13 protein-coding genes are annotated in these 13,133 nt (G+C 36.1%); 4 read left to right on the top strand and 9 right to left on the bottom strand.

Translation table 11 applies throughout. The annotated features are described in order from the left end of the window. The first annotated feature begins 107 nt into the window (after positions 1 to 107). From LO754_RS09515 to fumC, 3 genes are all read left to right on the top strand, one after another. Positions 108 to 1,727 carry an AarF/UbiB family protein gene (locus tag LO754_RS09515; protein WP_231786116.1) on the top strand — a complete coding sequence of 540 codons (1,620 nt, stop codon included), beginning with the start codon at positions 108 to 110 and terminating at the stop codon, positions 1,725 to 1,727. Positions 1,728 to 1,879: 152 nt separating this feature from the next. Continuing rightward, positions 1,880 to 2,098 (top strand): hypothetical protein, encoded by a 219-nt coding sequence (locus tag LO754_RS09510; protein ID WP_024363641.1) that lies wholly within the window; start codon positions 1,880 to 1,882, stop codon positions 2,096 to 2,098. Between the two features lie 312 nt (positions 2,099 to 2,410). Beyond that, entirely contained in the window at positions 2,411 to 3,799 is a 1,389-nt protein-coding gene (gene fumC / locus LO754_RS09505; RefSeq protein WP_231786115.1) for a class II fumarate hydratase, read from the top strand. Positions 3,800 to 3,938: 139 nt separating this feature from the next. Here fumC and LO754_RS09500 read toward each other — a convergent pair whose 3' ends face one another. From LO754_RS09500 to LO754_RS09470, 7 genes are all read right to left on the bottom strand, one after another. Further along, positions 3,939 to 4,562, bottom strand: a complete 624-nt coding sequence (locus LO754_RS09500) for a hypothetical protein (RefSeq protein WP_231786114.1) — start codon at positions 4,560 to 4,562, stop codon at positions 3,939 to 3,941. Between the two features lie 21 nt (positions 4,563 to 4,583). Further along, on the bottom strand, positions 4,584 to 4,724 hold the full coding sequence (locus LO754_RS09495) for a hypothetical protein (RefSeq protein WP_231786113.1): 141 nt from the start codon (positions 4,722 to 4,724) through the stop codon (positions 4,584 to 4,586). A gap of 292 nt (positions 4,725 to 5,016) precedes the next feature. Next, positions 5,017 to 6,105 carry a sensor histidine kinase gene (locus tag LO754_RS09490; RefSeq protein ID WP_231786112.1) on the bottom strand — a complete coding sequence of 363 codons (1,089 nt, stop codon included), beginning with the start codon at positions 6,103 to 6,105 and terminating at the stop codon, positions 5,017 to 5,019. Then, positions 6,102 to 6,785 carry a response regulator transcription factor gene (locus LO754_RS09485; RefSeq protein WP_024363637.1) on the bottom strand — a complete coding sequence of 228 codons (684 nt, stop codon included), beginning with the start codon at positions 6,783 to 6,785 and terminating at the stop codon, positions 6,102 to 6,104. Before LO754_RS09485 ends, LO754_RS09490 begins: the two co-directional genes overlap by 4 nt. Next, a complete protein-coding gene (locus LO754_RS09480) occupies positions 6,763 to 7,368 on the bottom strand; it encodes a class I SAM-dependent methyltransferase (RefSeq protein WP_229389507.1) in 606 nt (201 codons plus the stop codon). Before LO754_RS09480 ends, LO754_RS09485 begins: the two co-directional genes overlap by 23 nt. A 185-nt stretch (positions 7,369 to 7,553) precedes the next feature. Next, a complete protein-coding gene (locus LO754_RS09475; RefSeq protein WP_024363636.1) occupies positions 7,554 to 8,492 on the bottom strand; it encodes a stalk domain-containing protein in 939 nt (312 codons plus the stop codon). A gap of 124 nt (positions 8,493 to 8,616) precedes the next feature. Then, positions 8,617 to 10,386, bottom strand: coding sequence for a glycerophosphodiester phosphodiesterase (locus LO754_RS09470; RefSeq protein WP_231786111.1), 1,770 nt, complete (start codon positions 10,384 to 10,386; stop codon positions 8,617 to 8,619). 325 nt (positions 10,387 to 10,711) lie between these two features. Between LO754_RS09470 and LO754_RS09465 the strand changes: the two genes are divergently transcribed. Further along, entirely contained in the window at positions 10,712 to 10,921 is a 210-nt protein-coding gene (locus LO754_RS09465) for a hypothetical protein (RefSeq protein ID WP_024363634.1), read from the top strand. Between the two features lie 27 nt (positions 10,922 to 10,948). Here the strand turns inward: LO754_RS09465 and LO754_RS09460 are convergent, their stop codons facing one another. Both LO754_RS09460 and LO754_RS09455 read right to left on the bottom strand, forming a co-directional pair. Beyond that, a complete protein-coding gene (locus tag LO754_RS09460; protein ID WP_231786110.1) occupies positions 10,949 to 12,532 on the bottom strand; it encodes an amidohydrolase in 1,584 nt (527 codons plus the stop codon). A gap of 13 nt (positions 12,533 to 12,545) precedes the next feature. Continuing rightward, positions 12,546 to 13,097, bottom strand: a complete 552-nt coding sequence (locus LO754_RS09455; protein ID WP_025219337.1) for a biotin transporter BioY — start codon at positions 13,095 to 13,097, stop codon at positions 12,546 to 12,548. Positions 13,098 to 13,133 lie beyond the last annotated feature (36 nt).

The raw sequence follows: 13,133 nt of genomic DNA, 5'->3' as shown, positions 1-13,133 counted from the left end.
AATCCATTTAGATTGGCAATTGGTGTATGATTTAGATATTCGATTTATAGGAAATATTTACATATAATTTGTCTTTTTGCTCAAATAAAAAATCGGAGGTATGTCGCATGAAAAAAAGGAAAAGTTGGTATCGTATGTGGAAAATACTTTCCTTCGCTTTTTCCATGTTGTTGCAAGTTTATTGGTTTCGCATTCGAAAAAAATCGGAACCACAATGGGAAATGCTCTGGGAAAAGCTTGGTCGACAATTTCGAGAAACGTTATTTGAACTCGAAGGTGTGTTAATTAAAGTCGGACAACTTTTAAGTATTCGCGAAGATTTACTACCAAAAAGTTTTATTAGCCAAATACAGGATTTAGTAGATCAAGTCCCTCCCTCTCCTTGGGAAGACATTCAACTTGTTTTGGAAAAAGAATGGGGAAGTCCTGTTGACAATGTACTTCTTTCAATCGAGACAAAAGCTGTCGCTTCCGCATCCATTGGAGAGGTTTATCGCGGAAAGTTAAAGGATGGTACGAATGTAGCAATTAAAGTACAGCGACCCACTATACCAACTATTATGCGAACGGATTTTCGTTCGCTAGCTATTATTATGTGGTTTGCGCAATATATTGCTCCAGTACCTAAAGGCTTTATTAATTTTAAATTGCTTTTTAATGAAGTCAAACATGTCATCAGTAGGGAATTAGATTTTAATAAAGAACTAGACACCTTGACACATTTTCGCGAACGCTTTGCATCGATTGATGAACTTAAGATTCCTAGTGCGTATCCCGAACTTAGCACCTCTCAAGTATTAGTAATGGAATGGATAGATGGTGCAAGAATAACAGATAACGTATTTTTAACTTCCAATCAAATTGATAAAGAAGCATTATCTGAGCGATTAATGCGCATTTTCTTACCACAATGGCTAGAGGCTGGGCTATTTCATGCTGATCCGCACGCTGGCAATGTGCTAGTAACGGAGGATGGTACAATTGTCCTTCTTGATTTTGGTATGGTTGGCGAAATATCAAGAAAAGATGCAGCCAATTTTCAAATTTTAATGCAGGCTATTTTATTAAAAAATTATGCTCAAGCGGCTGAAACATTAAAAAATTTAGGATTTTTACTACCAGGAGCGGATTTAAAAATCATTGAAAATCTTCTAAGAGAAGTACTACTATTGGATTTAAACAAAGTAAAGGAAATGGATGTATTTGCTGTCAAAAAAGAAATGAATGACATGATAAAATTACTTCCTATACAAGTTCCTACACGATTTATCTTTTTAGGGCGCTCGTTTGTGACAATTGAAGGTATGTTGCTGACCCTTACTCCAGAGAAAGAAATTTTAGACATTATTAAACCTGTATTTTCAGATTGGATCAAGCAAGGAAGCTCAAATAATTGGAAAACTGTTTTACAATGGCTTAATGCGCTCCCAATTTTTAAAGTATTCCATTCCCTGCAAGATCTTGTGGAGACACCCCAGCGAATGTTAATTCAAAAAGATGCATTGCAGCAAAGGGATTTTGTCTTTGCAATCTATGAAAATCAAAAAAAGCAAGCCTTTATCATTAGTGTACTAGCATTAGGCGCAGTTTTCTTTGGCCTGTATTTACAATATGCCCTCCTTATAAAAGCATCGAGTGGCGTATTAGCACTTTCTAGTCTTTTTTATATCGTAAGTAGTTGGAAACAAAAAAGATGGTTACAACGGCTCTCCAAAAAAACGCTATAGATAACATTAGCCTCCTAATTCTAACGTTCAGGAGGCTTTCCTTATGCTTTCCAATGGGATTTTCATGCTATTCGTCCTGTTATACCAACTGTTCTATAATCAGCCAGTTACTCATAAATTGACTAAAATACAAAATAAGGAGAACTGCGAAAATGCATGTTGTTCATTTTTATGAAAATAAGATTTCCGTTTTGAATCAGCTATTAATTCGCATTCCAACTATTGATGAAAACATCCAAATTAAAGGTCGAAAAGCAAAAGTAGTGGACGTTATTCAAATGAATGAGCGCCAGTATCATGTCATTGTGCTTTTTGAAAAAATATCAAAAAAACAACCTTTAACAAAAGATCTTGGGAAGAAGAAAAGATAGTTCTTCCCTTTTTTAATGTTTATCAACATACAAGGTGTGGGTAGACAAAAAACATAACAGTACTCGCAATAATAATTGATTTTTTTGAACAAAATGCGAACTATTCTCATTAATAGTATTTTTATTGAGCAGAACAATTGACTTTTTAATTGATAACAATTATCATTATCATATAGATTATTTCTTTTCTCTAAACTGTTTATTTCAGAATCCCCCCTTATTTTTTGAAATAAACATGCATTAAACGGATATTCTTACATCACACTAAGAATATCCGTTTTTTAGTTACATAAATTGAAGGAGCTGTTCTCAATGGATTATCGTATTGAAAAAGACACTATGGGTGAGATCAAAGTACCTGCCAATAAAATTTGGGGTGCTCAAACCCAACGTAGTAAAGAGAATTTTCAAATTGGTACTGAACACATGCCGATTGAATTGATTCAAGCTATGGCGATTTTAAAGAAAAGTGCAGCAATCGCAAATAATAAATTAGGAAAGCTTTCGGATATTAAAGCCAATGCAATTGTGCAAGCGGCAGATGAAATTTTAAATGGTCAATGGGACGATCAATTCCCACTTGTTGTTTGGCAAACTGGTAGTGGTACCCAATCGAATATGAATGTCAACGAGGTGATTGCGCATCGTGCAAACCAAATTTTACAAGATGCTGGCGAAGCTGACCGCATTCACCCAAATGACGATGTCAATAAATCTCAAAGCTCGAACGATACGTTTCCAACTGCGTTGCATATTGCAGCCGTACTAAAAGTAGAAGACTATCTACTGCCTCGCCTTCGTTTATTAAAGGCAACGTTGGATGATAAAGCAGAGCAATTTAAAGATATTATTAAAATTGGACGTACCCATTTACAAGATGCTACCCCGCTGACATTGGGACAAGAAATTAGTGGCTGGTCTGCTATGCTAGGTAAATCCGAGCAAATGATTAAACATAATGTGGACTACATGAAAGAGCTTGCGATTGGCGGTACGGCTGTCGGGACGGGTATTAATGCACATCCTGAATTTGGTGAGCGTGTAGCAGCTGAAATTAGTGAACTAACGGGCAAACAGTTCACTTCCGCAGCAAATAAATTCCATGCTTTAACAAGTCATGATGAAGCGGTTGTGGCACATGGTGCATTAAAAGCACTTGCTGCTGATTTGATGAAGATTGCCAATGACGTACGTTGGCTAGCAAGTGGTCCACGCTCTGGTATTGGTGAAATTACTATTCCAGAAAATGAACCAGGCTCATCCATTATGCCAGGTAAAGTGAATCCGACGCAAAGTGAAGCGATGACAATGGTTGTTACGCAAGTAGTTGGGAACGATGCAACAATTGCCTTTGCCGCTTCGCAAGGTAATTTTGAACTGAATGTCTTTAAACCTGTTATTATTTACAATTTCCTACAATCGACACGTCTGCTAGCAGATACGATGAAATCATTTAATGATCACTGCGCTATCGGCATCGAACCAAACAAAGAGGTACTGGATCATAACTTGCAAAACTCGCTAATGCTTGTAACAGCCTTAAACCCTTATATTGGCTATGAAAATGCGGCAAAAATTGCGAAGAAAGCACATAAAGAAGGCACGACTCTAAAAGAAGCGGTCATCGCTTCAGGCTTATTAACTGAAGAACAGTTCGATGAATATGTTGATCCAGCTACAATGATTTATCCGAATGCATAAATACAAAAGGCACCAAGAAGTTTTGAACTCTTGGTGCCTTTATATTTTGATGGTCGTGTAAATACTGCCATCGTTGAATTCCACCCCTATTAGCAGTTCGTGGTGGTTTACCCGCGATTTACACTGGTTTATCAGCGATTTAATTCGCCTTTTCAACTACATAGCTTTCAGGAACGAAAAATGTGCTGTAAAGCTCAGATTCACTATTAAACGTCACTGCATAATAGTTACCAATTTTAAAACCTGCACTTTTAAGAACAGTACCTGTTGGCAATGGACGTGCAAGTCTTTGATAATAATCGTTATTGTTAATTAAATATGGTTTAATATGCTGTACCGTATCTTTTGTGACAATAAATAATATATCCTTATTCACAACTTGCGGTTCGATTAGTTGAATATCTGTTGGATCAATTGTTCGCTTTTCAATACCGCCACCTACAAAACTCATATCATACGTATTGACAAGTTCCCCCTGTTCAAAGATAAAATTCCCCCATTTATTTAGATAGGTATAATAAGAGTGTGCATGCGTTGCCAAACTATCACTCTCATTATAAAACGAGTAAAACGGTTTATCTCTATTAATCCACATATAGGCAGGATTTTGATAAAATTGTACACGTTGTTCAAACGGAATCGCTTTAAATACAGTTAAATCGCTTGCTTGTACACGATATCCAGAGCTCATCCAATAATATGTTTGTTTATTATATTTTTCAATATTATATACACGGAAGTAATTTCCCTTTTTGACTAACATCGATTCAAACTGACCATTGGCCTATTTCTTATATACTTTTACATCTTTCGAAAACGTAAGCTTCCCTGTTTGCCCTTTGACAATTTCTACGCCGTCATAGATTACTTTCGCTTTGGATGTTGATGGATTAACCATTAATACTACAAATGCTGCAAGTAACATTAGAAAAATTTTTTCACTATTCTCCTCCTACTTCTTGATTCAATTCTACTAATCTATTGTTATTTTACCAATAAATAGATTTAGCCGTCAAAAAACTATCAAAAATAACTTTTCCCCTTCTTGTCTTGCTTAGGTTAAAAGTCATTCTCAAATAGTTTATTCTTACCAATTTTTTGGACATCTACAATTTGTCCAATGTTCAGCAAAGACAAATAGCGAAACTGCATGTCGTCGGTCACTCCCAACTCCCCCTTGCAATATGATATAACAAGGTAATTTCCATTTTCTTAAATTAATTTTCTTTAATTGGAAGTTCAACAGTAAACGTAATCCAACCGTTTTTGTACTCTGCACAAATATCGCCATGATGCAGCTCCATAATTCTTTTTGAAATGGAAAGGCCCAGACCACTACCTTGTGCATCCATTCTCGCTTTATCCCCTCTAAAAAACCGTTCAAACATTTTATTGATATTATCCATTGGAGCGTTTGCCATTCTGTTTGATACTTTTAAAATGGCAGTATTATTATTGGCCTCAAACGATATTAGTAATGCTGATGGTTTTTCGCTGTATTTTATCGCATTAATAAAAAGGTTTTCATAAACACGCACAATTTTTTCAATATCGATTACAGCATGTATGTCTTCATCAGTGATTAAATTTTGAACAGTCAATTGTTGCTCTTCGAATATTGGACTATACTCTCCTACGATTTGCTGTAGTAAACTCGCCATGTCCACATTGCTCAAATTCAACTTCACATCAGGGCTCGATAAACGGGTAAATTCAAACAGTTCATCAATCAGATTTTTTAGTCTTAATGATTTGGAATAAATCGTTTCCAAGTATTCTTGAAGTTGTTCTTTATGTGTATATTGACCATCCTTTAACAATTTCAAATAGCCAATGATTGATGTTAATGGTGTCCGTAAATCATGGGATATATTTGTAATAAGCTCGTTTTTTTCTTTTTCTATTTGTCTTTCATGTATAAATTTCTGTTCTAACTCTTGCGACATGTAATTGATATTTATCGCTAGCTGAGATAGTTCGTCTTTCCCTTTAATATCAATTGTTTGTCCTAGTTCTCCACTTGCAATTTGTTGAACGGTATCGGAGATTAACTTGACATACATGATTTTTTTCCTTATTAGCATGCTAAAAATTAACACAAAAGTTATAATAGCTGTTGAAAACCAAGCAGTAAAAGCTACACTTGCTTGCCATACATTGAGATGATTATTGTTCATGATGAAATTAATTAACTCAAATATAGGACGAGATATAATACTCATCACAAAAATAGCACCGAATAAACTGATGACAATCATCATAAGAAGCTGAAAAGAGATTTTATGACGAAACTTAATCGTTCTCATATTTTATACCCCACACCCCAAATTGTCTTAATATAAATTGGATGTTTTGGATCGTCCTCGATTTTTTCTCTAATTTTTGTAATGTGCACCATCACCGTATTATCAGATTTATAAAAGTCATTCTTCCAAACTGCCTCATAAATTTTTGCAATACTTAAAACAATCCCTTTGTTTCGAGCAAGCAGTTCTAAAATGTCGAACTCTTTTGGTGTTAATCTAATTTCTTGCTGTTGTACCCAAATTTGACGTGTATCTGTATTGATTGTTAGATTCCCTATCTCGATTACACTTTTTACGAAAGTAGTTTCCGTATTGTACTTTTTATACCTTCTTAATTGGGATTTCACCCTAGCGATTAATTCCAATGGATTAAATGGTTTAGATAAATAATCATCAGCACCAGCAGCAAGTCCTTTAATTTTATCCATATCCTCTGATTTTGCTGAAAGCATAATAATAGGCATGCTACGCTCTTCCCGAATCTTCAAGCATGCTTCGATACCATCCATTTTCGGCATCATAATATCTAAAACAATAAGGTCAAACGCTTTTTTTTCGAGCATTTGTAATGCTTCCACTGCATCTTCTGCCTTTTCAGTTTCCATCCCTTCATTTTCTAAATATACTGCAATCAGATTTCTTATCTCTTTATCATCGTCAACAATTAGTATTTTTGACATCTACTATTTCCTCCGGATGTTTATTTGCTATAGCACAGCTAAAGATGTAAGCAGGTGGCCAATTTCTATATTCTCTTGTTATTTCTAATTTGGCAAAAAACTGTTTAATGAATGCCTTTTTACATTTTGTATATTGAAATGTAATGAACAATCCATTGTCTTTTAGAATTTTTGTAGTGTTGTCTAAAATCTTGTATGATACCTTTTCGGGCAAACTTGAAAATGGAAGCCCTGAAATAACGTAATCAGCATAAGGAATATGATACTCTTGCAAATATGTTTCAATATTTTCAGCAGATCCACATTTAATGTATACATTATCATGGTCTTTATAGCGTTGTTTAAGCAACGAACAAAATTTCAAATTATTTTCTACTAATAATACAACCGTCTTGGCATTTTTTTTGGCAAGCAATTTTTCTGTGAAAACACCTGTACCTGGGCCATATTCAACTATATATTTTGCTTTTGTAAAGTCAATTTTTTCAATCATTTTGTCACCTAGAAAACTCGAACTTGGCACAATCGCGCCTATCGTTTTAGGATTCACCATAAATTGAAATAAAAAAGAAAGCTTTTTCACAATTATTCACCTCTTGGTTTGAATTCATAATTTTACTTTAGAAATCAAACCTTAAAAGAACATGCCGAAAAACCTTAAGAATCCTGAAGAAAAATAAGTGCCAGTCACCGGAAATATTTAGAATATTCAGTTTTTAATATAGTAAAAAAACCCCTCCATTGTACTTTGGAGGGGTTTGGGACATGTTATTGCATTAATTCTTCAAAAAATTCAATAGGTACATACGTTTTCGTTGGTTCTAATAACGCAGGTGCTACTTTAAAGTAACGAAGTGCTTTATTGTAGCCGTATGCTTTTTCACCACGTGTAATTGTGTAGGATAGCGCCCCTTTTGAAACAATAGCGCCAGTACCTGTTGATTCCACTTTAAAGCCTAATTCTTCTGCAATTAGACGTAATGGCACCATTGTTGTACCATCCACTTCATAAAAATCTGTTTTAATAATTTCTTGTACTGCTGCATTAGCTGAAGCTTCCTCTGTTCCTTCACCTTGTTCTTTCGCTGTAGCATCTAACACAATGACTTTTGTTGGCGGTGTTTGTGCAGGAATACTTCTTGTTGTAATTGTATAGAACACAAGTAAATGTTGTTCGGCTAAATCTTTAGCTGAGACTTCTTTAGCTGATTGGCTTTGGATCACCGTTTCTTTGCCAACATTTAATTTTAAACTGTTATCCGTATTGACTAAATCCTTATTGAAAAAGTCAACAGTGACACTACCCATTTCCTTTGTTTCCACGATTATAACTTCTGGATTATACTGTGGTGGATATATCATCAGCATTGGCTTATTTGCATACGTATATGCTGTTACTTTATCACCTTTTTGTAGCTTTACTTCTTTCCCCGTATTATCAAAAATAAGTGTGTCCTTATTTACGACAAAAACGTTCGTATTTTCGCCATCTTTCGTTGTGTAATACGTTGCATTATTACGTTCTTCCACGCTTTCAATTGTACCGGCTACTTTAATAAAAACCGGCTGCACTTGTGGCGTTTGTTCATCCTGTTGGGCATTTGTGACAACTGCTTCTCCTTCATTTGCTGATGCAGTTGGAGCGATTGCAACGCCCCCTAATAATAATGCTGTCATTGCAAATGGTACGACCTTTGTCATTTTCATAAAAAATACATCTCCTTCATTTCACGAGTTCATTGAAGTAGTCGATTGTAAAAGGAAATGGTTACATTATTACCATATTATTTTCAAAAAAATTTCAAAAGAGAATAATTGCCACTTCACAGAGCTAAAAGATGAATGATAATCGATTTAGGACGCGTTGTAGAAAGTATTGCTGTTCACTTTGTTTTGCTCTTATCTCTAACGCTATATCTGGATGATCTGTAATTACGCCCGAAACGTTTTTCTCAATAAATTCCTGTAAAGAACGATCCTTATTTAAAGTCCAGATAAACAAATCTAGATGTTGAGCATTGAGTTCTGCAATTAAGCTCTCGTCCACCCACGATGCTTCTAACGCAATGAAATCTACAGTTAAATGATCCATCGGTCCAATATTCAGCGCATAAACAATTCCTACACGCAAATGAGGTGTTATATTTTTAAGTTGTGTCATCAATTGCGCATCTGAGGACTGTACATAGTACGTATCAAGCACTTTATAGGCGCGTAACTTTTCTACTAATCGAGGCAATAGGTCTTCTCTTTCTTTCCCATGTACTTTTAACTCAATTAATAATGTAACATCTAGCGCCTTGGCAATTTCGATAAAATCATCCAATGAAGAAATTTTATCGCTCATCCCATTCTCATAAATTGTAATGGTTTTTAATTCACTTAGCGTCATATTGGCAATAACCCCATTTTTCCCTGCTAGACGCCTTAATGTACGATCATGAAAGACCACAAATTCTCCATCTACTGTTTGCTGAATATCTAGTTCAATTAAGTCTGCACCTGCACTCGCTGCACTAACAAGCCCGCTAATTGTATTTTCCACATTGCCTGCTGTATAACCACGATGTGCAATAATTTTAGTATCTGGTGCGTACACACTTTTCTCTAACGAAAAAATATTGATTATGCTTAAAATTGAAAAAATAACACAAAGCACTAATGGCAAAGGAAAATAGCGTTTGTTTTGATAAGCGTTTCTTGTTAGAGCCAAAACACGCGTATTATACGTAATGGCAACCATGACTTGTGAAAACATAGCTTGCAACAGACTAAACAGCACAATAAAGGCCATTTCAAGAAATGCCAAAGTAAATCCTGCTGTTAACAGCGCTGTGCTTGGCATAAATCGTTCCAGGAAAAATAGTGGTAGTATACCGACTACTGTTACAACGATTAAAAGTAATAAATGAATCGTTAAAACCATTGCCAATAATACAAGTAGTTTAAACAAGCCCCGTCTTGAAAAACGCCAACTTTGGAGAAATGATTGCCTTAGTGAAATTTTTGGCTGTATTGTAAAAATAGGCAATGTCAACATACTCCTTATTCCAACTATCACTAAGATACTAGCAACAGCAGCATACCGTATTCTACCTGTAGGTGTACCCATTATTTCATTTGTCATAAAGTGTGGAATAGCTATCCCCTGTGTTAGCCAAAGAGGGAGTACAAATGAAGCTAAGGGCAATAAAAGAGCTATATAGACAATTAAATAAAGAACTTGTAAGCTATAAAAATAAGGAAGTTTTCGATTTAGTTGTTGCCACATTGTCAAAAACCGATAACGAGTACCCCTTTGCTGATTAAAAGCCATTATAAACAGAAAACCCATCTCATAGTAAATAAAGAGCAATACGACCATTACTAAAAGGATCATCATCGCTATGACAAAGGGGTGCATTAAAAAACTTTGTAAATTTTGTTCCGTTATATGCGTGTAGCCCGTTACATTAAGCATTACATTAAAAACGAGTGTTGACACCGGTATTGCTAGTGAAAATTGAAATACACGAATCATAACGAAAACCCGTATATAGTCGATACGATACGTATAAATGTTATAGATGGCTTGTCGCATAATTTGACGAGCTTTTTGCATTCCCTCACCCCAGTTTCGTACTATCCCATTCCCTGATTGACAATTTGCTATCCGTTTTAAGTTATTTCTTCTTACTAACGTATGATAGATATTGTAATTCAATTTACTCTCAACATAGAAAATATTATCCATTACGGCTGTATGGAATGGCACCCAGACTTTTCATGCGACTTGTAAGCGCATTTAAACATCTGCGGCATTTTATTTATGCCTTTATTTGAGGCAATTGTCATATTTGTATGCAATGTTCGTTAAAAAATTGAAACTTTTTACTTGCCCATCCAGTAAATACAGATAGCAAATAAAATTAGGAGGGGAAATCCAGTTGCAACTACATATTGGGGACATCATTAGTACTATTTTTATTCTTCTCATTTTTCTTGCTATGTTTTTCGTTATGATAAAAATGATTAAAAATGTAAAGTCTACAGCCGTCCTTCCTTCTCGAGACACACTACAACAACATGTGGATGAGCTGACAACACGTGTCCGAGATTTGGAGGAACAAGTGCACAATTTATCAAAAAGACAATAGGAGAAACATCAAAAAATCGTTGTGTGGCTATGCCTCACAACGATTTTTTGTCTGTTCATAAACGATACGACCATCGACAACTGTATATGCAACTTGAATATGTGGGATTTTTTCAATATCAACTGTAAAAATATCATCGTCGAACACGGTAAAATCAGCACTAAATCCTTCTTTTATCTTACCTCGCTTATGCTCCTGACCGATGATTTCAGCAGACCCAACTGTATACAAACGCACCGCTTCAAAGCGCGAAATTTTCTCCTGAGGACCAAAGCCTTCATGACTCTCTCCAAAATTTCGTCTTGCCACGGCAGCATAAATTCCGTATAACGGATTCGGCACTTCAATGGGTGCATCACTACCTCCTGCTACAATTAGCCCTCTATCTAAAAGAGATTTTAGTGGATGTAGACCTTGTGAACGTTTCTCACCTAATTTTACTATTTCAGCTAAATATTCGCCTTGTACAAACTGTGGTTGCATATCTACGGCTATCGGTAATGCTGCCAACTTGTCTAAAATCGCTTCATCAACTAGGCTACAATGAATTAAACGATCTAATTGCCCCTCAAGAGGTGGATATGCCGCGAAAACATTTAGTATTGTCTCAATGGCTAAATCTCCGATTGCGTGCACAGCTACTGTTTGTCCATAGCGCCGTGCAAGTTGCACATATTGCTCTAATTGTGCTGTCGAATGTACAAGTATGCCATAATTATCTGGATCATCACAATAAGGCTCGCGCAGTGCAGCAGTATGGCCACCAAAAGCACCATCGACGAATATTTTCATAGCACCAAATTCCACATACGGCGTGGATTGTTCCTTTAACAACGCAACTTCCTCAAAAACGGAATGGTGCTGTAATAAATGCACTTTAAAAGATTTTTCGGCATCCACAATTTTACGAAAAGCTTGAATTGGTTGACTCGGTGGCCCAAAGTAGCTTAAATCTTCTGAATGCCCTCCAACTAAACCATAAGATTGAAGAGATGCAACAGATTTTTGAAGCGCTTCCTCTATATATGCAGGCGTATAATAAGGCATGTTGTTAACAATCAAGTACAATGCTGTATCTTTTAAAACTCCTGTTAATTGACCTTGTTTTTTTTCAATAATGCCACCTTCTGGAGAAGGTGATTCATTAGTAATCCCTGCAAATGCAAGTGCTTTAGAATTAGCTAAAATTAAATGATGGCAGCTTCGTTTAATAATTAAATGGGCTTCACCAAGTGCGTCAAGCTCCGACAAAGTTGGAAAAATGGGCTCTGTATACGCTGTTTCATTCATACCAATGGCAACAACCCATTGCTCTGCAGAAACGCCTTCCATACGCGCACCAATGATATGGAGCAGCTCATCCTTACTAGTTACGTTTGAAACATCTATATGCAGTAACTTCTCTCCATAGCCAATAATATGTAAATGGCTATCGACAAATCCTGGGTACATAACGTTCCCTTGCAAATGCTGGATAGTAGTTGCCTGTGGTAATAGGGTATCTACCGTTCCTACTGCCACAATTTTTCCGTCCTTCTCAAGAACAGCTTCAACTGTTTCACCAGCTCGTTCCATCGTATAAATTGTTCCACCTGTCCAAAGCGTTGCCATCCTTTATAACCCCCTATGCTACTGCTTCAATTAAATGTGCACTTACTAAGCGTCGACGTACAACAACACCAAGCCATGCAGCAAGTACTGCTTTCAGAACACCCACAATAATAAATGGTGCGGCTCCTCCCATAAATGCTGCAGTCCATGTTAAATCACCAACAATTTTTAACCATACTGTACCGAATGCCAATGTTACAACCATGCCGATAATGTTGGCAATCATTGCTTGTACATAAGTAATACCAAATTTATCTAAGTATACCCCCATTAAAACAGCCGCTGCAAGGAAGCCTACAATATATCCGCCTGTTGGACCTATGATAATACCATATCCCCCTGACATACCACTAAATACAGGTATTCCTGCTGTGCCAAGTAAAATATATACAAGTACAGATAGTGTACCAAGCTTTGTACCTAATATTGTGACAACTAAGCCTACTGCTAAAGTTTGTCCTGTAATTGGAATCAATGGTAGCGGTATCGTAACCTGTGCAAGAACTGCGATAATAGCCGCTCCGAATGCCGCTAACACATAATTGTAAGTACTACTCTTCTTCAAACGAAAATCCCCCTTTAGTTAACCTATCTTTAAAAT

The organism is Lysinibacillus sp. GJ-1 (assembly GCF_021166035.1).
GTDB classification, from domain to species: Bacteria; Bacillota; Bacilli; order Bacillales_A; family Planococcaceae; genus Lysinibacillus; species Lysinibacillus sphaericus.
Note: the sequence above shows the minus strand (reverse complement) of the source record. Positions and strands in the feature narration are given on the sequence as shown.

What these genes read in the sequence shown, in the direction of transcription:
- fumC (WP_231786115.1), top strand. Translation starts at nt 2,411, where the DNA reads ATGGATTATCGTATTGAAAAAGACACTATGGGTGAGATCAAAGTACCT.
- LO754_RS09485 (WP_024363637.1), bottom strand. Translation starts at nt 6,785, where the DNA reads ATGTCAAAAATACTAATTGTTGACGATGATAAAGAGATAAGAAATCTG.
- LO754_RS09500 (WP_231786114.1), bottom strand. Translation starts at nt 4,562, where the DNA reads ATGTTAGTCAAAAAGGGAAATTACTTCCGTGTATATAATATTGAAAAA.
- LO754_RS09475 (WP_024363636.1), bottom strand. Translation starts at nt 8,492, where the DNA reads ATGAAAATGACAAAGGTCGTACCATTTGCAATGACAGCATTATTATTA.
- LO754_RS09460 (WP_231786110.1), bottom strand. Translation starts at nt 12,532, where the DNA reads ATGGCAACGCTTTGGACAGGTGGAACAATTTATACGATGGAACGAGCT.
- LO754_RS09495 (WP_231786113.1), bottom strand. Translation starts at nt 4,724, where the DNA reads ATGTTACTTGCAGCATTTGTAGTATTAATGGTTAATCCATCAACATCC.
- LO754_RS09470 (WP_231786111.1), bottom strand. Translation starts at nt 10,386, where the DNA reads ATGCAAAAAGCTCGTCAAATTATGCGACAAGCCATCTATAACATTTAT.
- LO754_RS09515 (WP_231786116.1), top strand. Translation starts at nt 108, where the DNA reads ATGAAAAAAAGGAAAAGTTGGTATCGTATGTGGAAAATACTTTCCTTC.
- LO754_RS09510 (WP_024363641.1), top strand. Translation starts at nt 1,880, where the DNA reads ATGCATGTTGTTCATTTTTATGAAAATAAGATTTCCGTTTTGAATCAG.
- LO754_RS09490 (WP_231786112.1), bottom strand. Translation starts at nt 6,105, where the DNA reads ATGAGAACGATTAAGTTTCGTCATAAAATCTCTTTTCAGCTTCTTATG.